This window comes from Curtobacterium sp. 320 (assembly GCF_031455235.1).
In the GTDB taxonomy this organism is placed as follows: domain Bacteria; phylum Actinomycetota; class Actinomycetes; order Actinomycetales; family Microbacteriaceae; genus Curtobacterium.
This window is the reverse complement of the sequence record NZ_JAVDSI010000002.1, coordinates 17,708-37,991: the sequence shown is the minus strand read 5'-3', so window position 1 is coordinate 37,991 and position 20,284 is coordinate 17,708. Positions and strand designations below refer to the sequence as shown.

The following is a 20,284-nucleotide window of genomic DNA, read 5'->3' as shown; positions in this document are numbered from 1 at the left end:
ATGGTCGGGCGCTGGGCCCGGTTCCCGGCCCGGTGGGCCGAGGTCACTCTCGTCGTGCCGAGACGAGGAAGACGGCGGCTGCGATGCCGAGCACGACCAGGACCGACAGCCACGCGAAGCCGGGCAGGTCGAACAGGAGTATCGCCACCGCGATGGCGATGAGCACGACGGGTGCTGCGAACCACAGCGCGGTCCGTGTGTTGGCGTTCATCTGGTCTCCTCCTTCGGTCGTGCGGACGCTGCGGAGGCGGCGTCCGGCTGCCGACGGGGGCCGTCCCCGTCGTGCATGGGTTCCCGTCGGGAGGCGAAGAGCTCCTCGACGGGCACGGTGTCGTCGTGACCGCCCGTGCGGACGATCGCGAACTGGACGGCATCGGCACGACCACCGGTCTGCGCGGCGACGACGCGGCGGACGAAGGCGAGCAGCGCACGGTAGTCGGCGCCCGTCTCGTACCCGTCCGGCAGCTGTTCCGCTGCCACCAGGAACCGTCCGACCACGTCGAACATGCCCTTGTCGACCCGCCGGTCCGGGAACCACAGCATGTGCCGGAGCCGGCGCGCTGCGACGTCCTTGGTCCGCGTCCACTCGCTGACCACGTCGTCCTGCCGGTACCGGTGCAGCAGCTCGAAGTCCATCGAGGCGGGGATCGGTGCGAAGAAGCGCCAGTTCGGGATGAGCAGCGCGGCGGTGTCGACCTGCCGGACCCGGTCGAACCGACGGTTCGGGTGCTGGCCGATGACCGTCGCGATGATCCAGAGCGCGAGGCCGATCGCGAGGGGCAGTGCCCCACCGTCTCCACGGCGCCTCATCGGTCCACCCCGATCGCCTCGCGGACGAGTGCGCCGACCCGTCGGACCGGTCCGGGGTGGACGAGCAGCCCGTCGTGGGTGGACCGGACGACCTCGCGGCGACCGTCGTGCTCGTGCGCGACGCGTTCGTGCGCGGCGCTCACGGCCGGCTGCAGTTCGTCGCTCGTGCTCGCCGTGACGACGAGCACGTCGGCACCCTCGGGGATGCGGCGTCCGGGTCGGTCGGCGACGAGGTCGGGCTCCGCCGCCTGCCACTCCGCGCGGCCGGTGCGCCACAGTCGGGTGTTCCGGTACACGGGGCTCAGGTCGTCGGTCCGTCCCGGGCGTGCGGGGATCGCCCAGGTCGTGGCGTCGAGCAGCCATCCCCAGCCGGTCCGCAGGGACCACTCCATCAGCGGGAAGCCGTCCGTGAGCGACCGGACGGCGGTCAGGACGTCCTCGTCGGGTCGGTCCACGAAACCAGTGGTCGGGTCGAGGAGGACCACCCCGGCGACGTCGCGCCCGAGCTCGGCCGCGTGGCGTCGGAGCAGGTGGCCGCCGAACGAGTGCCCGACGAGCCAGAGGGGTCCGTCCCCGGCGTGGCGGCCGACGAGGAAACGGAGGTCCTCCGCGTAGGTGGCGAGCGTCGCGCCGGGTGCCGTGCTCGCCCCGGTACCGGGACGATCGTACGTCAGCGTGGCGACGTCGCCGCCGAGCTCCGCGATGATCGGGTCCCAGTACTCCTGGACCGCGACGAGCGAGTTCTCGAACACCACCAGGGGTGCGCCCGGGCCCGAAGCCGCCGGCCGGTACCGCACGGCCAGGCGCGAGCCGGCGGGCGTCTCGACCACGGTCTGCCCGGCACGGGGACGTCGACTGCGCCGGGCGTCCACGACCTGCCGGACCACGGCCTGCGTCCCGACCGCGGCCCCGATCACGCCGAGGACCCAGGGGAACCCGTCGTGACGACGCGGCACGACCGATCGACGGTCCGCGGTGACGTAGAGCACCGCGGGCTGCAGTGCGAGGAACGCGGGGAGGAACCGACCGAGCCCCATGGTCGCGGCGATGGTGAGGTGCATCCCGGCGATCGCGCCGAGGTACGCCACGCGCATCCTCGGGCCGAGCACGAACACGATCGGGAACGCGCACTCGAGGACGAGTGTGGCGACCTCGCCCACCCGCGCCAGTGCCGGCCGGTCGCGCAGGACCCGCCACACCCACTCCGAACCGTAGGTCCGCGTGCGCATCACCCCGAGCAGCGCCGAGCCGTTCCGCCAGGGCTCACCCATCAGCTTCACCCACCCCGAGACGAGGTACGACAGCGTCGCCTGGCTCGCGACCGCCCACAGCGCGGTGTCCACCGTCGCGGGTCGTCCGGAGGCCCGGGCAACACCCGACAGCGCCTGCGTGAAGAACGCCGCCTGGTCGCTGCCGTCGCCGCCGTTGTGGTGCAGCGGCCCGAGCGCGTAGCCGGTGAGCACCGTGACGGCTGACGCCGCGGCGCGGACGCGTCGGTCGCGGACCGGGGACAGGTGGACGAGGGCGGCGGCCACCCGGAGCCCGTGCATCGCGGTCACCACCCGGGGCCGGTAGACGCGGTCGAGCACGCGGCGCAGTCGCTCGTTGCGGACGAGCGCGGAACCCCGCAGCAGGGTCCAGTCGTTCAGGCCGCCAGTCCGGCGGTTGTTCGCGTTCGCGAGGTGCTCGAGACTCCCCATCAGCACCACGAGCGCGGAGGCCCGCTCGGTCGCGGCGAGCACGTTCCCGCGGTCGGCCGACCGGTCGACGACACTGCGGACGACGCGGTCCACGAACCCGATCACGACGCCACCTCGAACTCGACCGTGTACGTGGGGGATTCCGGCGTCACCGGACCGCCGTCCCGGTCGCCCGTCACGGACCGCACCACGAGCCCGAGCTCCGCACCGAGGTCCGTGAGGACCTCGACCGGTGTGAGGAGGCTCACCTCGTTCCCGATGGTCGTCCGTCCGCCGTCGTGCCACAGGTGACTGACCTGCCAGAGCCCGGTCGGCTCGTCCAGGGTCGCGTAGGTCTGCAGACCACGGCCGGCGCCCGGGTAGGGGACGAACCAGGTCTCACGACGACGTCCGCCGTGCAGGCCGAGCACCGCGTCGGGGTTGTGCGTCTCGACGACCAACCGGCCGCCGTCGGCGAGGTGGTCCCGAGCGGTGGCGAGCGTCTCGCGCTGGTGCTCGCGGGTCAGCAGCATCGAGATGGACGCGCAGACGCAGAAGACCAGGTCGTACCGCCGCCCGAGGCGGAGGTCCGTCATCGAGCCCTGTACCAGGTCGAGGTCGACGCCGGCCTCGTCGGCGCCGTCGCGGCACCGGTCGAGCATCTCGGCGGACAGGTCGACGCCGGTGACGGTGATGCCCCGCTGCGCGAGCGGGATCGCCACGCGACCGGTCCCCACGCCGAGCTCGAGCGCCGTCGCCGGTGCGCTGGAAGCGAGCACGTCGACGAGCCCCGGGTCCGGCGGGAAGACGTCGTCGTAGATCTCCGCGAACTGCTGCCCGTACGTGTGCTGCACGACCCGACCCCCCTCGGCGCCGGGCTCCCTCGGCCCGACACCGAGGGACGGTAGACCTGTACGTCCGCTCAGTAACACGAGTCCCGACGATCGCTCAGGCTGCTCGGAGGCGTTCGCCAGGTCCGGTCGGCACCCCGCCCCGGCGCGTGCGCCGCGTCGAGCCGCACCAGCTCGGGAAGCAGCAGGATGCGGACCGGATCGGGTCGGTCGGGCATGCGGTGGACCGGTGTGTACCCCGGCTCCGCGGTCAGTCGGCGACCACAGGACGGACGGGAGGCGCGGTGCGGGCCCGCTCCGCGCCTCCCGTCCCTCAGGACGTCGCGGCGCGACCCGCGGCCACCCAGCCGAGCCGCCGCAGCGTCTCGCGGTTGCGGATCCAGATCATCGGCTGCATCAGGAGGTCCGGCATCCAGGCGCCCGGCCCCGCCACGGCGTTCTCCACGATGGTGACCTTGCAGCCACGGCGGTGCTCCTCGACGACGAGCTCGACCCGGGCCTCGCCGAGGGGCCACCCCTTCGGCTGGATGACCATGCGGTGCGGGGCGTCCCACTCGAGGACCGTCGTCACGTCGTCGATCACGAGCGGCCAGACGCCGAACGAGTGGTGCAGGCGGGTGCCGACCGCCGGCCAGCCCGGGTCCTGCCCGCGCATCCGCGAGGCGCCGACGACCCACGTCGTGAAGAGCCAGCCGTCCGCGAGCACGTCGAAGACGTCCTCCGGGCGGCAGTGCAGGATGCGGACGTTCTTCGCCATGGTCAGTCCTCCGGTGTGAGATCGACGTGCTCGGGCAGCCCGAACGTGTGCCGCAGGGCGCTCCGGGCCGCGTGCCAGCCGGCCATGCCGTGCACACCGGGGCCGGGGGCGGACGCCTCGGAGCAGAGGTACATGCCGCCGCCCATGCGCCACGGGTCGGACGACAGCACCGGGCGCTTGACCAGCTGCCAGAAGCTCGCGGCCCCCGCGGCGATGTCACCGCCGACGTAGTTCGGGTTGTACGCGCCCATCTCGACCGCGGTGCGGCTGCTCGACTGCAGGACGGTGTCGCGGAACCCGGGCGCGAACCGCTCGATCTGCCGCGTGATCGCCTCGGTCTGGTCGACGTCCGACCCGGCGGGGACGTGCGCGTAGGCCCAGAAGACGTGCTTGCCCGCGGGCGCGCGGCTCGGGTCGACCACGGTGGGCTCCGAGCCGAGCACGTACGGACGCTCGGCGTGCTGGCCGCGTGCGACCGCGCCCTCGGCGGCCGCGATCTCGGCGCGGGTCCCGCCGATGTGCACCGTGCCGGCACGGCGGAGTGCCTCGTTCGTCCACGGGACCGGGTCGGAGAGCGCGAAGTCGACCTTCGCGGCGGCGTTGCCGAACCGGAAGCGCCGGAGGGCACCCCGTCGCGGCGTCGGGATCTGCTTCCCGGCGATCCGCAGCATCCCGGGGACGCTCGTGTCGAACAGCACCGCCTTGGCCGGGGTGAGGTCGGCGAGCGAGCGGACCTCGCGCCCGGTCTCGATCCGGCCGCCGTGCGCGACGAGGTCGGCGGCGAGCGCGTCGACGATCGCCTGGCTGCCGCCGATCGGGACGGGCCAGCCCCGCGCGTGCGCGTAGGCACCGAGGGACAGCGCGGCGGCGGCCGTGGCGAGGGACGGCATGTGCTGGATCGAGTGGGCCGCGACGCCGGAGACCATGGCGGGGGCGACCTCGTCGCGGAAACGCAGGTTCCACGCACTCGTGCCCTGCTCGAGCGCCCGCAACCCGAACCGGAGGACGCTCAGCGGGTGCCGCGGGACGTGCAGCAGGGCGCCGGTGGCGAAGTCGGCGACCTGGTCGGCGTTGCCGGACAGGGGGGCCATGAGCTGCCGGAACGCCGGGCCGTCGATGCCGAGCGACTCCGCGGTGCGCGCGAGGTCCTGGTACGCGATCCCGGCACGGCCGCCGTCGAGCGGGTGCCCGTACTGGACCTCGGGCAGACGGAGTTCGATGCGGTCCTCGAGGCGGAAGCGCCGGAAGAACTCGGACTGCAGCGCCATCGGGTGCACGGCGGAGCACACGTCGTGCAGGAACCCGGGCAGCGTGAGTTCGGCGGTCCGCGCACCACCGCCGATCGTGTCGGCGCGTTCGACGACCTCGACCGACAGCCCGGCGCGCGCGAGCGTCACCGCCGCCGCGAGTCCGTTCGGTCCGGCTCCGACGACCACCGCATCCACCATGCCCCCGAGCCTAGGGACCGCTGCTGCGCGCCGTCTCGGGCAGCGCACCCGCATCCCCTCACGGCGAGCGGTGATCGAGGCGCGCTCCGCACCGTTCGGCGCCCCGGAGGCGCGGGTCTGCCACGCCCCCGCGTGCAGCCCGTCATCGCGTCCGTTCCACGGCCGTTCCCGGTCCTGCGGATGACCGTTCCGGTTCGCGAACCCCGTGATCCGCGAACCGGAACGGTCACGGCGCGGACGACTTCAGCAGATCCGCTCCGAGCCGCAGCGCGTGGACCGAGGTGCCGGGCATCAGGCGCGGGCCGATTGCGGGCGACGGGCCGCAACGCCGTCGAGATCGCTGCGCTCCGATGGCCGGTACGGTCAGACGCGCGCCGCGTCCGGGTCCGCCGGGTCCGACCCGTCGTCGCCCGCGTCCGCTGCGTCGGGCTCGTCGGCGTCCACCGGGGTCGATCCCACCGGGTGCTCCGCCAGCAGCGCCGCGAAGTCCTCGTCGAGCATCTGCTGCAGCCGGTCGTCCCGCCCGACCTCGTAGTCGTCCGCCGGACGCTGCGCCCACCCGAGCCGCCCGACTACGGTCGTGCCGATGTCGTCCCAGGCGCGGGCACGGGCGGCGAGGACGATGCCGTCGACGAAGCCCTGGTCGTCCCGGCGCTTGTCGAGCATCGTCGCGAGCTGCTCGTACGTCGCCTCACGCGTGCGGAGCTTGAGGTCGTCACCGCGGCGGTAGTCGTGCTGGTGCCGCGAACGGCCCTTCTGCTTGCTCGACCTCGAGCGGATCTCGCGCATCCGGGCAGCGTCACCGCGCTGTTCCTCGGCCATACGGTGGAGTTCCTCGCGCGCGGCGTCGGCGATGACGGCGTGGTCGAAGTACCCCTCGTCGCGGAGGGCGTTCGTGATGATCCGGTTGCCCACGGCGATGGTGACCGCGGCCTTCGCGATGAGGAAGCCCTCGTCGACGGCGCGCTTCAGTTCGACCTGACTGACGGGTCGGTCGCGCACGTCGTGCTTGCTGCGTCGTCCGAACAAGGCCATGCAGTCGACGATACCGGCGTCCGGTGACCATCCGTCCGCAGGTGGACCCGGATCAGGCCCTGGAGGGACGACCCGCCTCCCACGGATCCGTAGCGTCGGGTGCATGGTCACGTCCTCGGAATCCCCCCGCACCGGGCTCGGCACGGCGAGTCTCGTCCTCGGCGTCTGCTCGTTGCTCGCCGGCTGGACGTTCGTCGCGCCGATCGTCGGGCTGTGCCTCGGCGTCGCCTCGCGGAGCCGCGAACCGTTCGCCCGCGGGCGTGCCGGGTGGGGGATCTTCCTGAACCTCGTCGCACTGGCGGTGTGGATCCTGCTGCTCGTGCTGCTCGTGGTGGGCGGCGCGTTCGCCGTGTGGTCGGGCGCGACGCAGGGCCGCTGACCCGGTCGGCCCTGGGCCCCGGGGCTGCCCGCTCAGAACACGAGGCCGTACACGGCGACGTCCACCCGCACCGACCCCAGGGGCATCGCGCTCCGCAGGGTGCCCTCGTGCGTGAAGCCGAGCCGCTCGGCGAGGCCCCGGCTGCGCACGTTGTCGACCGCCGTCCGGATCTCGGCACGCGCGGCGCCCCGCGCCCGGGCCACCCCGACGAGGACGGTGGCGGCGCGCCGGGCGACACCCCGTCCCTCCTGGCCCGCGTCCACCCAGTAGCCGAGCGATGCCTGCCCCAGGTACGGGTCGAAGGCGAGCGAGGCGGCACCCACGACCCGGTCGTCCTGCCGGATGACGCAGGGCAGCGCGCGGTCCATCGCGTACTGGCCGAGCAGGTGTTCGGTGTGCAGGCCGATCGTCTCGACGGTCTGCTCCTGCCACGCCCACGGCTCCGCGGCACGGAGCCGGTCGGCGTTCGCGACGACGAGCTCGTGCAGCGGCCGGACGGTGGTGAGGTCGCGCAGCGTCAGCGTGTACCCGTCCCTGAGGTCCCGTCCGAACGCCGCCACCCCTCAGAGACTAGGCACGCGTGCGCCTACTCGTACCGGAGCGCCTCGATCGGGTTCTGCCGGGCCGCCCGACGCGCCGGCAGCGTGCCCGCGAGGAAGGCGATGAACATCACCACGAGGATGATCGTGATCACCGAGGACGGCGCGAACTGCATGATCTGCAGCCCGGGCAGGTCATTGAGGACGGTCCCGGCGAGGACGTTCGAGATCCCCGTGCCGAGCAGGATCGCCACGCCCGCACCGATCGCGCTGCCGAGGAACCCGATGAACACGGCCTCGAGCGAGAACAGCGTGTAGACCTTCCCGCCGCCCATGCCCATCGCCTTCATCAGCCCGATCTCACGGGTGCGCTCCTGCACGCTCATGAGCAGCGTGTTGATGATGCCGAACCCGGCCGCGACGAGCGCGATCACGGCGAAGGCGTTGAGCACGCCGACGATGCCGTTGATGACCGTCTGGAACTGGCCGAGCTGGTCTTGGATGGTCTGCCCGGTGTAGCCGTCCTTCGACAGGGCGCTCTTCACGCTGCTGGCCGACGCACCGCTGTCGAGCGTGGCGGTGGCGCTGGCGTACGAGGTGGCGATCGACGAGGGCTTGCCGGTCTCCTGCGCGGCCTGCATCGCGTCGGTGAGCGCGGCGTTCGCTCCGGCACCGCCGCCGAACAGCGACTCGTTCTGCACCCCCGCGATCGTGGCGGTCAGGGTGTGTTCCTTGCCCTGGTAGTCGTCGACCGCGACGGTCAGCTCCTTGCCCACGGCGGCCTTCGCGCTGCCGAGCCCGAGGTTCTCCAGGTAGTTCGTGGGCAGGAGCACCTGGTTGCCGGCGGAGGACGTGTCGTCGAGCTGCTTCCCGGCGGCGAGGTCGGCGTCGAGCTCCCCGGCGTTGGCGGCGATGTCGACGACGTACTTGCCCTTCCCGTCGTACTCGACCCACTTCGTGCTCAGGGCGACGGCGGGGCGGACGCTCTTCACCCCCGAGACGTCCGTGATCTTGTCGACGTCCGACTGGGACAGGTACGCGAACGAGGCCGGCCCGCGGTCCACGCTCTGGCTCGACTCGTCGGGGTCGTACTTCGCCGGCCCGGAGTCGGTCGACGACTCGACGGCCTTGGTGATCGTCAGCGACCCGGTGTCGCCGATGGAGGCCACCTGGGTGTCGATGTAGTTGCTGACGCCCGTGCCGATGGCCGAGGTCAGGGTGATCGTGAACGCGCCGATGAAGATCGCGATGACCGTCAGCGTCGTGCGCAGCTTCGACCGGAAGGTGTTCGCGACCGCGGTGCGGAAGAGGTCGAGGACGTTCATGCGGAGTGCCTTCCGTGGGTGGCCGGCGCGTCGACGGCGTCGTCGCTCCCGCCCACGATGAGTCCGTCGCGCACGTTGACGCGCCGGTCGCAGCGTTCGGCGAGTTCCTCGTCGTGGGTGACGACCACGAGGGTGATGCCCCGGTCGCGCTGCAGCCCGAAGAGCATGTCCTCGACCACCTGCCCCGTGTTCGTGTCGAGGTTGCCGGTCGGCTCGTCCGCGAAGATGACGCTCGGCTCCCCGACGAGTGCACGCGCGATGACCACGCGCTGCTTCTGCCCGCCGGACAGGTCGTTGGCGTCGTTCTTCGCCTTGTCGGCCAGGCCGAGGGCGTCGAGTGCGGCCATGCCCCGGCGCTTCCGCTCGGCACCGGAGACGCCGGCGATCTTCAACGGGAGCACGACGTTCTCGAGCACCGAGGTCTTCGGCGTGAGGAAGAACTGCTGGAAGACGAACCCGAAGGTGCTGTTCCGCGTGCGGTTCACCTGCCGCGCGCTGAGCGTCGCGGCGTCGGTGCCGTCGAGGAGCACCTGGCCCGCCGACGGCTTGTCGAGCAGCGCGAGGAGGTGCATGAGCGTGGACTTCCCGGAGCCGGACTTGCCGACGATCGCGAGGCTCTCGCCCTGGTCCACCTGCAGCGACACGCCCTTGAGCGCGTCGAACCGCGTCGCGCCGCGGCCGTAGGTCCTGGCGAGGCCGCGGGCCTCGAGCACGGGAGTGGTCATGCGCCCACCGTACTGTCCGCTGCACGACTGCAAGTTTGCGTTTGCTGTAAACGATGTGACGTTCCGGTTACAGTCGGGCCATGCCCGACACCGCGCCCGCCTCCGAGATGGGCCTCCGCGACCGCAAACGCCTCGAGACCCGGCACCGGATCGCCGAGGCGGCACGCTCCCTCGCACTCGAACAGGACATCGACCGCACCACGATCGAGCAGATCGCCGCGCGCGCCGAGGTCTCCCCGCGCACGTTCTTCAACTACTTCGAGAGCAAGGAGGACGCGGTCCTCGGGCACACCGAGCTCGACCTCGCGCCCGAGACGCTCGACGCCCACCTGGCCGCCGTCGCGGGGGAGCCCGCGGCGCAGGCCGTGGTGGACCTGGCGTTCCTGGTGTTCGGGGAGTCCTTCGGTGACGAGCACGAGCGGCTCGCCCGGAAGGAGGTGATCGTGCGCTTCCCGCAGCTCATGCGCCGCCAGGTCTCCCGGATGACCACGGTCGCCGAGGCGATGACGGGCGCGGTCCGGACGATCCTCGAGCGGGACCCGGCCTGGGGTCCGGACGCGGCCACGCCCCAGGCGGCCGAGATGCTGCTCGGCATGTGCATGACCGGGCTGCGGAGCTCGGCGCGCCACGAGGGGTCGGACCCGGAGGAGGTCCGCGCGCAGGTGGTCGCGACGATCCGCGACACCGCCGCGCGCATCACGGCTTCGTGATGAAGCCCTCCTTGACCATCCAGTCGAAGGCGACGTCGGCGGGCTCCCGACCCTCGACGTCGACCTGCCGGTTCAGCTCCTGCAGCACGGCGTCCGTGAGCTTCGGCGAGATCTGGTCGTAGACGTCCTCGAGCTGCGGGTACTCCTTGAGCGTCGCCGAGTCGAGCACGGGCGCGACGTTGTACGCCGGGAAGAAGCCCTTGTCGTCCTCGAGCACGGTGAGCCCGAGCGACTTGATGCGGCCGTCGGTGGTGAAGACCTCACCGAAGTTGCACTTGCCACGATCGGTCGCGGTGTAGACCGTGCCGGTGTCGAGGATGCTGACGTTCTTCGTCGGGATGCCGTTGTCGCCCGAGCCGCCGAGCTCGAGCCCGTACTTCTTCAGCATCGGCTTGAAGCCGTCGGCACGGGAGTTGAACTCGGACTCGACGCAGAACGTCCGATCGCTGACGGGGAGGTTCGTGATGTCGGAGAGGGACTTGATGTTCCCGAGCTCCGAGACGGCTTCGTCGCGGACGGCGAAGGCGTACGTGTTGTTCATCGGCGCCGGCTCGAGCCAGGTGAGGCCGTTGCCGGCGTCCTCCTGCTTCACCGCTTCCCACTGCTCGGTCTTGTCCGGGATGCCCTCGCTGTGGCCCATGAAGGTCAGCCAGGCCGTGCCCGTGTACTCGTAGGTGAAGTCGGCGCCGTGCGAGGTCATCAGCTCGCGGACGGCGACACTGCCCGGCACGTTCGTCTCGTCGGTGACGTCGAACCCGGCGGCCTTCGCGGCGAGCACGGCGATCTTGCCGAGCACGAGCTGCTCGGTGAAGTTCTTCGAGGTCACGGTGATGTGCGCGCCGTCCGGCAGGTCGTCGATGCGCTGGATCGAACCGGGGTCCGCGGCGGGGACGAAGGACGTCGCCGGCTGCAGGCCGCAGCCGGTCAGCACGAGGGCGGCCGCGCCCGCCACGGCGGTGGCGGTCGCGACCCGGCGACGGACGGTCGGACGGGAGGCGCGGCGTGCGCCCCGCAGATCGGCGCGCGGCGCGTCGTGGGTCGCGTTCAGGGCGTGGGTCCCGTGGGTCATCGGAGTCCCTTCGGTCGTGCGACCGTCTCGACCACGCGGCCGATCCAGTCGATGGACAGGGCGAGGAGCGCCACGAGGAGCGCCCCGGAGACGAGGACCTTCGGCAGGAACAGGTTCACGCCCGTGGTGATGAGCAGTCCGAGGCCACCGGCGCCGACGAACGTCGCCAGGCTCGCGGTGCCGACGAGCAGCACCAGCGCGGTGCGGATGCCGGAGAGCATGACCGGCACGGCCAGCGGCAGCTCGACCTTCACGAGCACGCTGAACGCGCTCATGCCCATGCCCCGCCCGGCCTCGACCAACCGCGAGTCGACGCTCTGGATGCCGATCATGGTGTTCCGGAGCACCGGCAGGATCGCGTAGAGCACGAGGGCGACGACGGCCGACCACGAGTTCAGGCCGAGCCACGCGGCGAGCAGCACGATGAGCCCGACGGCCGGTGCCGCCTGCCCGAAGTTGGCGACGGCGAGCACGTACACGCTCGCCCGGCGGAGCGGCCCGCGGGTGAGCAGGACGCCGAGCGGGATGCCGATCACGAGCACGAGCACGGTCGACTCGAGGGTCAGCACGAGGTGCTGCCCGGTGAGCGCGAGGATGTCCGCCGGGTTGAGCGTGGTGCGCTCGGTCGGCGTGAGGTCCGCCGTGGCGAGCCAGACCGCGAACCCGGCGAGGACGACGAGGATGGCGATCGGCTGCACGAGCAGCCCCTTCCACCCGGTGCGGCTGCCCGTCCCCGTCCCGGCGGCGACCGCGCTCACAGGTCCTCCCCGCTGGTCGCCACCACGGGCGACGACGGCATGGTCTCGATCGGGTTCGTGTTCGTCCCGACCGGCGTGTACGCCTGGTCCTGGGCGGCGGCGGCGCGCGACCGGGTGATCGCGTCCATGACCGTCTCGACCGTGATGACGCCCTGGAACGCCTCGCCGCGGCCGGTCACGAGTGCGGCGCCGGCGCTCGACACGAGCATGGTGTCGAGCGCGTCGTTCAGGGTGGCGGCCCCGCCCACGACGGGCAGGTCGGGCTCGATGCCCTCCGGGATCCGGTCGAGCCGCTCGAGCTGACGACGCGTCGGCCACCCGATCGGACGCTGTCGGCGGTCGACGACGACGGCGTGCCCGTGGCCACCGGCCTCCTGCATGCGCTGCAGCACGGCCTTCGCCTCCTCGCCCGGCGAGCAGGTCACCGCGGGGGCGAGCTCGACGTCGCGGACCCGGTTCAGCGTGAGCTGCTTGAGTCCGGCGCCGGACCCGATGAAGTTCTCGACGAACTCGTTCGCCGGCTCGGCGAGGATCCGCTCCGGGGTGTCGTACTGCACGATGTGGGCACCCTCGGTGAAGATCACGATCCAGTCGCCGAGCTTCACGGCCTCGTCGAAGTCGTGGCTCACGATGACGATCGTCTTGTGCAGCTCCTCCTGGATGCGGAGGAGCTCGTCCTGCAGGCGCTGGCGGGTGATCGGGTCCACCGCGCCGAACGGCTCGTCCATGAGCAGGACGGGCGGGTCCGCGGCGAGCGCCCGGGCGACGCCGACGCGCTGCTGCTGACCGCCGGAGAGCTCGCGGGGGAACCGGTCGCGGTAGGTGTCGGGGTCGAGCGAGACGAGGTCGAGGAGCTCGTCGACGCGGGCCGCGATCTTCTCCTTCGACCACCCGAGCATCTTCGGGACGATCGCGATGTTCGCCGCCACGGTCATGTGCGGGAAGAGCCCGCCGGCCTGGATCACGTAGCCCATGCGGCGACGGAGCTCGTCCGCGTCGATCCCCGTGACGTCGTCCTCACCGACGACGATGCGTCCCTCGGTCGGTTCGATCAGGCGGTTGATCATCTTGAGCGTGGTCGTCTTGCCGCAGCCGGACGGGCCGACGAGCATGACGATCTTGCCGGCCGGGATCTCGAGTGTGATGCCGTCGACCGCGGGCTTCGCCTGACCGGGGTACCGCTTCGTGACCTCGTCGAGCAGGATGCGGCGGCCGGTGACGTCGCCGGCGGGAGCGGTGGTGGTGGCGGAGTCAGTGCTGGACACGGATACCTCTCGAGATGGTCAGACGGCCGAGGCCGAGGAGGAGCAGGTCGAGGACGAGGGCGAGCAGGACGACCCCCACCACCCCGACCGTCACGGAGAAGAGGGCGTTCGCACCGCCGAGGCGGGACAGCCCGGAGAAGATGAAGCCGCCGAGCCCGGGGCCGAGCGCGTAGGCGGCGATCGCGGCGATGCCCATCACCATCTGCGCGGACACCCGCACACCGCTGAGGATGATCGGCCACGCCATCGGCAGCTCGACCTGGAGCAGGGTCCGGAACCGGCTCATGCCGATGCCCCGCGCCGACTCGACCACCGTCGGCGGGATCTCGGCGAGACCGACGACGGCGTTGCGCAGGATCGGCAGCGTCGCGAAGAAGACGACCGTCACCACGGACGGCACGACGCCGAAGCCGAGCGGCACGATGAGCAGACCGATGACCGCGAAGGACGGGAGCGTCAGGCCGATCGCCGAGACCCCGTTCGCGACGGAGGTGAGCCGTTCGCTGCGGTAGACGAGCGTGGCGAGGACCACGGCGATGAGCGTCGCGAGCACCGTGCACTGGACGACCAGTGAGAAGTGCTGCCACGACGCGAACCAGATCTGGTCCCACCGCTCCCCGATGTACTGGAACACGCGCAGAACGCTCCCCTCCGGTCGGCCGAACTGCCCACGGGTCGGGGCACAAGTGGGTTCGAACCTACGCAGGGGGCAGGGTCACCGCACAACCGAGGACGGGCGCCGGAGCGACTCCCTGCGGATCCGCGAAGCCGGAAACACCCGGTCAGGACAGGTGCAGCGCCCCGACCCTGGGAGAACGGTAACGATCGCGAGCAGTCGTCGGCTATGCGCCGAGGTCGCGGAGTCCCGACCGCTCGGCGACGTCGACCAGGTGCTCGCGCCAGAGGACCCACTCGTCCGGGGTCTTCTCGGCGAGGTTGCCGTCCCCGTCACCCGCGAGCCCGTCGAGCATCTCGCGCACGATGTCGGCGTGCCCCGCGTGCCGGGCCGTCTCGTACCCCATGTGCACGAGGATCCGGTGCAGGGTCACCCGCCGGCGGTCCTCCGGCCACCAGGGAACGACCCCGCGGGCGTCGAGGTCGAGCGCCTCGATCGTGGCGTCCGCGTGCGCGGCACTGCGGTGGTGGAACGCGACGACGTCGTCCAGGGTCTCGTCGAGCGTCGCGTACATGTCGTCGCCGTCCTCGGACTCGAGCCAGGCGGGCGCGTCCGGCAGCGGGCGTCCGAAGACCTCGCCGAAGTACATGGCCTGCACGCCCGCGACGTGCTTCACGAGTCCGAGCACGTTCGTCCCGGTCGGCGTGACCGGCCACCGCGCCTGCCGTTCGGCGAGCCCGTCGAGCTTGGCGACCAGTGCCGCGCGGTGCTTCTGCAGGTACCGGTGCAGCGTCCGCTTGAGGACCTCGGCGTCGATGCCGGTCGTCGACCCCTCGTCCGACAGCATCGAGCCGCCGCTCGAGGCGATGGTCGGTGCTGCCGGTGCGGGGTGGACCTCGGGGACCGGGTCGGCGCTCGTCATGCCCTCGATCGTGCCACCGAACGCTCGCGGACGCGCTCCGACTCCTGGACGGCGACCCGTTCGGCGGTGAGCAAGAGCCCGGCGACCTCGCCGGAGTTCCGCGCCGGGGCGTCGTTCCAGCTGGTGAGGTCGCGGACCCGTCCCATCCGGACGTCCGGCGCCGGGCACCAGAGGACCGGCTGTCCCTCGTCGACGGCGAGGGCGTGCCACACCAGGTCGAGGGCGCGCTGGACCTGCTGCGAGTGCACGGCGTGCGGGCCCCCGGCAGCGGAGACCACGGAGCCGACCAGGCACGCGGCGACGAGGGGGCGGCCCTGCACGTCCATCGCCGCGGCACTGGAGGCCTTCCGCATCCGACCGTGCTCGTCGACGTACGCGAACCACGCGTGCTGGATCCACCCCCGTTCGATGACGCCGCGCGCCCCGGAGAGCAGCCGGGCGAGGTCGTCCAGCTCCTGCAACCGGGCCTCGACGCGACGGTCGCGCGCAGCGGAACGGCGTGCGGAGAACCGGTCGAGGAGCCCGCGGAAGCCGGTGCGGGTCGGGGTGGACGGGACGGGAGAGGCGTCGGTGGCGACGTCGTGCTGGACGCGGAACTCGAGGGTCATGACGGCCCCTCCGATCTTCACGTGCACGGATTGGTGCGGTCACGATAGCCCCGCGCGGACTCAGTCGTCCAGCACTTCTCCGATCACCCGGCGTGCGACGGCGCGGAACGCGCGGTCGTCGGACAGGTGGAGTGCCGAACCGATCGAGACGGCCCAGGCACGCGCCCGTTCCCAGGTGTCGTCGTCGGCCGCGACGCGCGTGCGGAAGGTGCGCCGCGCCTCCCGGTCGAGCGTGAGCCACGCGGTGGCGAGGTCGACGGCCGGGTCGCCCGCCGTCACGTCGCCGAAGTCGACGACCGCCGCCAGGCGGGTCCCGCCGTCCGGCGCGGTGTCGAAGAGCACGTTGAAGGGGTGCAGGTCGCCGTGCACCCAGACGGGAGGCCCGGCGTACGCGGGCAGCGCCGCCGCGGTCCGCCAGACTGCCGCGAGTTCACGGGCCCGGGGCACGTCCGCCGTCGCGAGTCGCGTCAAGACGCTGTCGCTGCGCGTGGCGAGCGGCACCGCACGGACGGGGTTCACGGGGGCGTCCGGCGGCGCGGGGACGTGCAGCAGCTCGACGAACGCGGCGAGCGCCTCGGCCACGTGCACGCCGCCGGCGCGTTCGCCCGCCGGGGTACCGGGCAGCCAGCGGACGACGCTCCACGACCACGGGTACCCGAGGGCCGGGCGGCCGGTGCGGACCGGATCGGGGACGGGCACGATCGCCGCCACCCGGTGCGCGATCTCCGGCAACCACCGCTGCTCGTGCTCGATGAGCGCCGCAGCGGCTGCCCGGCGGGGGAGCCGCACGGCGAGCAGCTCGCCGAGCCGGACCACGACGTTGTCCCAGCCGCTCGCCACGATCGCGAGCGGGAGGTCCGCGAGGTCCGGGTGCTGGTCGCGGAGCAGGGCGGCGACGAGCGGGACGTCGAGGTCGACCTCGGCGGCGGGGGTGGCCATCGGGTCAGGGTAGCCGGGGGCGCGCACACCCGTGAACTGGGGAGAGCCGGGCGGGGCGGGCGCTCGGTAGCCTCGAGGGACCAGCGACGTGGGTGTCCGTGGGGGGACCCGCGTCGCGTGGCGGTCGGGTCAGGCGTCGTCGGGCAGCGGGGCGATCAGCGCGACGAGCCGGGGGATCTCCGGGCGGACCCGGTCGGAGACGATGGCCGCGAGCAGGACCGTCCAGAGCTCACGGAGCCGAACGTACAGGTCCGACCGGTCGGCGAGGACGTCCGAGACGGTCTGCACCCCCGTGTACGCGGGGATGACGACGCGGCCGACGAGTTCCGGGTCCCACGCGGGGTCGACCTCGCCGGCGTCGATGCCCTGTCGGACGAGGTCGGTCACTACGGCGATCCAGTCGGCGTACGGGTCCTGCCGGGCCACGTCCGCCGTCGCGGCCTCGGTGGACAGACGGATGCCGGCGCTCACGACGGTCTCGTGGATCATCTGCGACGCGAGGCCCTGGGACATCCACATGAGCACCTCGAGCGGGGTCGTCCCGCGGGCGGCCGCCGCCTCGCCGTACCGCCGGGAGACCTCGTGCTGCCGGGCGATCACCGCGCCGGCGAGGTCGGCCTTCGACGTGAAGTGGAAGTACAGCGCACCCTTGGTGAGGCCGGCCCGCTCGGCGACGGCGTCCATCGAGGTGCCGAGGTACCCGCGCTCGTCGAACTCGCCCGCCGCCGCGTCGAGGATCGCGGCACGGGTGGCGACCGCTCGCTGCTGCCGCGTGCCACCGTCCTGCGCCATGATCCTGCAAGCGTACCGATGCGGCCGTCCCAGGCGGTGTCCGGGTGACGTCCGGGAACCTCCCCGGTCGGCTGTCGTACGGTTCCCGGCATGGACGGATGGCGGAACCCGGTGCGCTGGGCACGGACGGGTCGGTGGCTGCTGCTGCCGATCGCCGTGCTCGACTGGGTCGCGCTGGCGCCGCAGACCGTCGTCGTGCTGGCGTTCGCGATCGCCGTGGTCGGGCTGGCCGGCATCGCCGCGGCGCTCGTCGCCCGGATGCTCCGAGGGTCGCGGGGTGCGATGGCGGCACTCGGGGTGGTGCTCCTGCTCGGCGGACTCGTCGTGTTCGGCCTCGATCCGTTCCCGGGGTCGTTCCCGCTCATCGACGCGTGGTGGCCGGAGTCGATCACGCAGCCGCAGGTCGTGGGGAGCGCCTACTGGCAGCTCGCCGGTCTCGGGATCGAGCTCGCCGGGTTCGGCATGCTCGCGACGCTGCTGGTCGTGTCCCTGACCGCGAAGCCCGCGCAGCGCTGACGACCGCGGGCGCGGGCGCTCAGTCGCGCGTGAGGACGAGGAGCGTGCCGGCCGTGGCGACACCCCGGACCCGGTCGACCAGGCTCGCGGTGTCGTCGGCGCCTCGCACCCATCCGATCAGCGTGTCGAGGTCCCCGACCGCGGCCAGCAGTCCGTCGGTGCACAGCACGACGCGGTCACCCGACGCGAGTTCGAGCGCACCGGGGGTCCGCGGCGTCCCGTCCGGTTGCAGGCCGATCGGCAGGTCGTGCGACCGGAGCACCGCGGCACCGCCGTCCGCGCGCACGACCGCCGCGAGGCCGTGCCCCGCGTCCCGGTGCACGACGTGACCCGACGCGGGGTCGAGCCGCAGGTGGAAGAGCGACCCGACGGTGTCCGCAGCCGACAGGTCGGCGGCGACCTGCGCCTCCAGGCCGACGATCGCGGTCTCCACGTCGACGTCGGTCCGCGCGATCACGGCTGCCCGGACCGCTGCTGCCAGGAGCGCCGAGGCGCGACCGGCTGCCGGGACGGCTCCGACGGTGCAGTGCAGGCGGCCGTCGGCGGCGACCCGCCAGTCCGCGACGTCACCGGAGTCCTCGCGGGGGAGCGTCAGCACCTCCAGCGAGTACCCCGGGACCTCGACGGGTCCGGGGACGAGGCCCTCCACGACCCGCCGGACCCGGTCGCGCTCGATCGTGTGCCCGAGCTCCCGCTCCGCCCAGCGCGCGAGGTCGCGGAGCAGGTCGATGTCCTCGGCCGTCAGCGAGCGCGGCGTCGCGTCCATGATGCAGAGCGTGCCGACGCGCGTGCCGTCGAGCATCGACAGCGGTGCGCCCGCGTAGAACCGGATGCCGTGCTCAGCCACCGCGGGGGTGTGGGCGAACCGGGGATCGAGCGTGGTGTCCGGGATGACCATCGGCTCGGGGCTCAGGACGGTCGTCGCACAGAACTGCTCGCTCGCCGGCACGCTGGAGCCCTGTTGCCACCCGAAGGTCGACTGGGACGTGACGAGTCCGTCGTGGACGAGGTTGAGGAAGGTCAGCGGGACCCCGAAGGCCTCCTGCGTCATGCGGGTGATGCGGTCGAAGCGCTCCTCGGGGCCGCTGCCGAGGACGCCGAGCGCCTCGACCACGGCCGACCGGTGCGCTGCGGCGTCGAGGTGGGTCACCCGTCCTGTCTACCCGCACCCTCGCCCAGGAACCAGTCCCGCGGGTGGGGGTCGGCGGTCAGTTCGCGTCGCTCGGACACCGGCGCCGCCCACGCGGCCGCGTTCGACAGCACCCGCTGGACGTCCGGGTGGTGGTACACCGGGTACTCCTGGTCACCGGGGGAGAAGTAGAAGACCTTCCCGAGGCCCCGGCGGTACGCGACGCCCGAGCGGAAGACCTCGCCGCCGGCGAACGTCGACAGGAAGACCTCTTCGTCGGGGCGCGGGATGTCGAAGTACTCGCCGTACATCTCCTGGCGGTCGATGACGATCGGGTGCGGGACGCCCGCGGCGATCGGGTGCTCGGGTGCCACGGTCCAGACGAGCTCGCGCTCCCCGTCGTTGCGCCACTTCAGGGAGCAGGTCGTGCCCATCAGGCGCTTGAACGGCTTCGAGTAGTGCCCGGAGTGCAGCACCACGAGGCCCATGCCCGCGTGCACGGCATCGACCACGAGGTCGACGACGGCGTCGCTGACCTCGTCGTGGGCGGCGTGGCCCCACCAGAACAGGACGTCGGTGGTGGCCAGGCGCTCGGCGGTGATGCCGTGGTCGGGTTCCTGCAGGGTGGCCGTGCTCACGGTCGCGTCGGGGTGGTGCTCGCGGAGCGCGGCGGCGATCACGGTGTGCATGCCGTCGGGGTAGTGCCCGACGACGGTCTCGTCACCCCGGCTCTCGTGCACGTTCTCGTTCCAGACGACGATGTTCAGGGGACGGGATTCGGTCGGCGTCGACATGGCTCCCACGCTAGTCCGCTTGGTCGTCGAATCGATACGACCACCGGAGTGTCGGGGGTTTCCCGGGAGGCGTCCGCGACGATGTCCGCATGACTCCCCGCTCCCTGTTCCGCGCCGCCGCGGTCGCCGAACTCGTGACCTGGACCATGCTCATCGCCGGGATGGTGCTCAAGTACGGCCTCGGTGCCGGCGACTGGGGCGTCCGGATCGGAGGCGGGGTGCACGGGTTCGTGTTCCTGGCGTACCTCGTCGTGACGACCGTCGTCGCGGTGAACCAGCGGTGGTCGGCCGGAGCGCTCGTGCTCGGGTGGGCGAGTGCCGTCGTGCCGTACGCGACGGTGCCGTTCGAGGTCGCCGTGGCCCGGCGCGGGATGCTCGAGGGTCCGTGGCGCCGTGGTGCCGAGGGGCGCGTCGGGTTCTGGGACCGCCTGCTGTTCTTCGTGGTGCGGCACCCGGCGGTGTCGATCCTCATCGGCGTCGTCGCCGTCGCCCTGGTGTTCGTGGCGCTGCTGGCCGCAGGCCCGCCCGTCCCGTCCCGGAACTGACGCGACAGCGGTGGTCGCGACCACACGACGGACGGGAGGCGCGGTGCCAGCTGGCACCGCGCCTCCCGTCCGT

24 protein-coding genes are annotated in these 20,284 nt (G+C 72.3%); 4 read left to right on the top strand and 20 right to left on the bottom strand.

Going from position 1 to position 20,284, the window contains the following annotated elements:
* Nucleotides 1-43: 43 nt before the first annotated feature.
* The 7 genes from J2X60_RS03455 to J2X60_RS03425 form a co-directional block, all read right to left on the bottom strand.
* Nucleotides 44-211 carry a hypothetical protein gene (locus J2X60_RS03455; RefSeq protein ID WP_309886516.1) on the bottom strand — a complete coding sequence of 56 codons (168 nt, stop codon included), beginning with the start codon at nt 209-211 and terminating at the stop codon, nt 44-46.
* Complete coding sequence (locus J2X60_RS03450) at nt 208-810, bottom strand: hypothetical protein (RefSeq protein WP_309886515.1); 603 nt, start codon at nt 808-810, stop codon at nt 208-210. The genes J2X60_RS03455 and J2X60_RS03450 overlap by 4 nt, the downstream gene beginning before the upstream one ends.
* Nucleotides 807-2,615: an alpha/beta fold hydrolase gene (locus J2X60_RS03445; RefSeq protein WP_309886514.1), complete on the bottom strand. Its 1,809-nt coding sequence runs from the start codon at nt 2,613-2,615 to the stop codon at nt 807-809. Before J2X60_RS03445 ends, J2X60_RS03450 begins: the two co-directional genes overlap by 4 nt.
* Nucleotides 2,612-3,343, bottom strand: coding sequence for a class I SAM-dependent methyltransferase (locus J2X60_RS03440; RefSeq protein ID WP_309886513.1), 732 nt, complete (start codon nt 3,341-3,343; stop codon nt 2,612-2,614). Before J2X60_RS03440 ends, J2X60_RS03445 begins: the two co-directional genes overlap by 4 nt.
* A gap of 310 nt (nt 3,344-3,653) precedes the next feature.
* Nucleotides 3,654-4,097, bottom strand: a complete 444-nt coding sequence (locus J2X60_RS03435; protein ID WP_309886512.1) for an SRPBCC family protein — start codon at nt 4,095-4,097, stop codon at nt 3,654-3,656.
* Nucleotides 4,098-4,099: 2 nt separating this feature from the next.
* Nucleotides 4,100-5,545: an NAD(P)/FAD-dependent oxidoreductase gene (locus J2X60_RS03430; RefSeq protein WP_071294161.1), complete on the bottom strand. Its 1,446-nt coding sequence runs from the start codon at nt 5,543-5,545 to the stop codon at nt 4,100-4,102.
* A gap of 363 nt (nt 5,546-5,908) precedes the next feature.
* A complete protein-coding gene (locus J2X60_RS03425; protein WP_071294162.1) occupies nt 5,909-6,580 on the bottom strand; it encodes a hypothetical protein in 672 nt (223 codons plus the stop codon).
* Nucleotides 6,581-6,683: 103 nt separating this feature from the next.
* Between J2X60_RS03425 and J2X60_RS03420 the strand changes: the two genes are divergently transcribed.
* Nucleotides 6,684-6,959, top strand: a complete 276-nt coding sequence (locus J2X60_RS03420) for a hypothetical protein (protein ID WP_309777500.1) — start codon at nt 6,684-6,686, stop codon at nt 6,957-6,959.
* 32 nt (nt 6,960-6,991) lie between these two features.
* Here the strand turns inward: J2X60_RS03420 and J2X60_RS03415 are convergent, their stop codons facing one another.
* From J2X60_RS03415 to J2X60_RS03405, 3 genes are read right to left on the bottom strand one after another with little or no spacing between them, the layout of a single operon-like run.
* Nucleotides 6,992-7,519, bottom strand: coding sequence for a GNAT family protein (locus J2X60_RS03415; protein WP_309886511.1), 528 nt, complete (start codon nt 7,517-7,519; stop codon nt 6,992-6,994).
* 26 nt (nt 7,520-7,545) lie between these two features.
* Nucleotides 7,546-8,823, bottom strand: a complete 1,278-nt coding sequence (locus J2X60_RS03410) for an ABC transporter permease (protein ID WP_309886510.1) — start codon at nt 8,821-8,823, stop codon at nt 7,546-7,548.
* A complete protein-coding gene (locus tag J2X60_RS03405; RefSeq protein WP_309777504.1) occupies nt 8,820-9,548 on the bottom strand; it encodes an ABC transporter ATP-binding protein in 729 nt (242 codons plus the stop codon). Before J2X60_RS03405 ends, J2X60_RS03410 begins: the two co-directional genes overlap by 4 nt.
* 80 nt (nt 9,549-9,628) lie before the next feature.
* Between J2X60_RS03405 and J2X60_RS03400 the strand changes: the two genes are divergently transcribed.
* The gene (locus J2X60_RS03400) at nt 9,629-10,258 is read left to right on the top strand and encodes a helix-turn-helix domain-containing protein (protein ID WP_309777506.1); all 630 of its coding nucleotides are present in this window, start codon (nt 9,629-9,631) and stop codon (nt 10,256-10,258) included.
* Here J2X60_RS03400 and J2X60_RS03395 read toward each other — a convergent pair.
* The 8 genes from J2X60_RS03395 to J2X60_RS03360 form a co-directional block, all read right to left on the bottom strand.
* The gene (locus J2X60_RS03395) at nt 10,245-11,327 is read right to left on the bottom strand and encodes a glycine betaine ABC transporter substrate-binding protein (RefSeq protein ID WP_309886509.1); all 1,083 of its coding nucleotides are present in this window, start codon (nt 11,325-11,327) and stop codon (nt 10,245-10,247) included. The two genes, J2X60_RS03400 and J2X60_RS03395, sit on opposite strands and share 14 nt — an antisense overlap.
* On the bottom strand, nt 11,324-12,085 hold the full coding sequence (locus tag J2X60_RS03390) for an ABC transporter permease (protein ID WP_309777509.1): 762 nt from the start codon (nt 12,083-12,085) through the stop codon (nt 11,324-11,326). Before J2X60_RS03390 ends, J2X60_RS03395 begins: the two co-directional genes overlap by 4 nt.
* Nucleotides 12,082-13,350 (bottom strand): ATP-binding cassette domain-containing protein, encoded by a 1,269-nt coding sequence (locus J2X60_RS03385; protein WP_309886508.1) that lies wholly within the window; start codon nt 13,348-13,350, stop codon nt 12,082-12,084. The genes J2X60_RS03390 and J2X60_RS03385 overlap by 4 nt, the downstream gene beginning before the upstream one ends.
* The gene (locus J2X60_RS03380; RefSeq protein ID WP_070417568.1) at nt 13,337-13,984 is read right to left on the bottom strand and encodes an ABC transporter permease; all 648 of its coding nucleotides are present in this window, start codon (nt 13,982-13,984) and stop codon (nt 13,337-13,339) included. The genes J2X60_RS03385 and J2X60_RS03380 overlap by 14 nt, the downstream gene beginning before the upstream one ends.
* Before the next feature lie 208 nt (nt 13,985-14,192).
* On the bottom strand, nt 14,193-14,888 hold the full coding sequence (locus J2X60_RS03375; RefSeq protein ID WP_309886507.1) for a DinB family protein: 696 nt from the start codon (nt 14,886-14,888) through the stop codon (nt 14,193-14,195).
* On the bottom strand, nt 14,885-15,496 hold the full coding sequence (locus J2X60_RS03370) for a hypothetical protein (protein ID WP_139199256.1): 612 nt from the start codon (nt 15,494-15,496) through the stop codon (nt 14,885-14,887). The genes J2X60_RS03375 and J2X60_RS03370 overlap by 4 nt, the downstream gene beginning before the upstream one ends.
* Before the next feature lie 60 nt (nt 15,497-15,556).
* Nucleotides 15,557-16,435, bottom strand: coding sequence for an aminoglycoside phosphotransferase family protein (locus J2X60_RS03365; RefSeq protein ID WP_309886506.1), 879 nt, complete (start codon nt 16,433-16,435; stop codon nt 15,557-15,559).
* Between the two features lie 129 nt (nt 16,436-16,564).
* Complete coding sequence (locus J2X60_RS03360) at nt 16,565-17,227, bottom strand: ScbR family autoregulator-binding transcription factor (RefSeq protein WP_071302407.1); 663 nt, start codon at nt 17,225-17,227, stop codon at nt 16,565-16,567.
* Nucleotides 17,228-17,317: 90 nt separating this feature from the next.
* On the opposite strand from J2X60_RS03360, the gene J2X60_RS03355 reads away from it, so the two are divergent.
* Nucleotides 17,318-17,743, top strand: a complete 426-nt coding sequence (locus J2X60_RS03355) for a hypothetical protein (protein WP_309886505.1) — start codon at nt 17,318-17,320, stop codon at nt 17,741-17,743.
* Nucleotides 17,744-17,762: 19 nt separating this feature from the next.
* Here the strand turns inward: J2X60_RS03355 and J2X60_RS03350 are convergent, their stop codons facing one another.
* Together J2X60_RS03350 and J2X60_RS03345 are read right to left on the bottom strand one after the other, a co-directional pair.
* Nucleotides 17,763-18,893, bottom strand: a complete 1,131-nt coding sequence (locus J2X60_RS03350) for a GAF domain-containing protein (protein WP_309886504.1) — start codon at nt 18,891-18,893, stop codon at nt 17,763-17,765.
* Nucleotides 18,890-19,666, bottom strand: a complete 777-nt coding sequence (locus J2X60_RS03345; RefSeq protein ID WP_309886503.1) for a ThuA domain-containing protein — start codon at nt 19,664-19,666, stop codon at nt 18,890-18,892. The genes J2X60_RS03350 and J2X60_RS03345 overlap by 4 nt, the downstream gene beginning before the upstream one ends.
* 89 nt (nt 19,667-19,755) lie before the next feature.
* Here J2X60_RS03345 and J2X60_RS03340 point away from each other — a divergent pair, with 89 nt between their 5' ends.
* Nucleotides 19,756-20,211: a DUF3817 domain-containing protein gene (locus tag J2X60_RS03340; RefSeq protein WP_309886502.1), complete on the top strand. Its 456-nt coding sequence runs from the start codon at nt 19,756-19,758 to the stop codon at nt 20,209-20,211.
* Nucleotides 20,212-20,284: the final 73 nt, after the last annotated feature.

Excerpts from the sequence above, each read along its gene's own strand:
- J2X60_RS03455 (WP_309886516.1), bottom strand. The coding sequence starts at position 211 with ATGAACGCCAACACACGGACCGCGCTGTGGTTCGCAGCACCCGTCGTG.
- J2X60_RS03450 (WP_309886515.1), bottom strand. The coding sequence starts at position 810 with ATGAGGCGCCGTGGAGACGGTGGGGCACTGCCCCTCGCGATCGGCCTC.
- J2X60_RS03435 (WP_309886512.1), bottom strand. The coding sequence starts at position 4,097 with ATGGCGAAGAACGTCCGCATCCTGCACTGCCGCCCGGAGGACGTCTTC.
- J2X60_RS03430 (WP_071294161.1), bottom strand. The coding sequence starts at position 5,545 with ATGGTGGATGCGGTGGTCGTCGGAGCCGGACCGAACGGACTCGCGGCG.
- J2X60_RS03425 (WP_071294162.1), bottom strand. The coding sequence starts at position 6,580 with ATGGCCTTGTTCGGACGACGCAGCAAGCACGACGTGCGCGACCGACCC.
- J2X60_RS03420 (WP_309777500.1), top strand. The coding sequence starts at position 6,684 with ATGGTCACGTCCTCGGAATCCCCCCGCACCGGGCTCGGCACGGCGAGT.
- J2X60_RS03410 (WP_309886510.1), bottom strand. The coding sequence starts at position 8,823 with ATGAACGTCCTCGACCTCTTCCGCACCGCGGTCGCGAACACCTTCCGG.
- J2X60_RS03405 (WP_309777504.1), bottom strand. The coding sequence starts at position 9,548 with ATGACCACTCCCGTGCTCGAGGCCCGCGGCCTCGCCAGGACCTACGGC.
- J2X60_RS03400 (WP_309777506.1), top strand. The coding sequence starts at position 9,629 with ATGCCCGACACCGCGCCCGCCTCCGAGATGGGCCTCCGCGACCGCAAA.
- J2X60_RS03395 (WP_309886509.1), bottom strand. The coding sequence starts at position 11,327 with ATGACCCACGGGACCCACGCCCTGAACGCGACCCACGACGCGCCGCGC.
- J2X60_RS03375 (WP_309886507.1), bottom strand. The coding sequence starts at position 14,888 with ATGACGAGCGCCGACCCGGTCCCCGAGGTCCACCCCGCACCGGCAGCA.
- J2X60_RS03370 (WP_139199256.1), bottom strand. The coding sequence starts at position 15,496 with ATGACCCTCGAGTTCCGCGTCCAGCACGACGTCGCCACCGACGCCTCT.
- J2X60_RS03365 (WP_309886506.1), bottom strand. The coding sequence starts at position 16,435 with ATGGCCACCCCCGCCGCCGAGGTCGACCTCGACGTCCCGCTCGTCGCC.
- J2X60_RS03360 (WP_071302407.1), bottom strand. The coding sequence starts at position 17,227 with ATGGCGCAGGACGGTGGCACGCGGCAGCAGCGAGCGGTCGCCACCCGT.
- J2X60_RS03355 (WP_309886505.1), top strand. The coding sequence starts at position 17,318 with ATGGACGGATGGCGGAACCCGGTGCGCTGGGCACGGACGGGTCGGTGG.
- J2X60_RS03345 (WP_309886503.1), bottom strand. The coding sequence starts at position 19,666 with ATGTCGACGCCGACCGAATCCCGTCCCCTGAACATCGTCGTCTGGAAC.
- J2X60_RS03340 (WP_309886502.1), top strand. The coding sequence starts at position 19,756 with ATGACTCCCCGCTCCCTGTTCCGCGCCGCCGCGGTCGCCGAACTCGTG.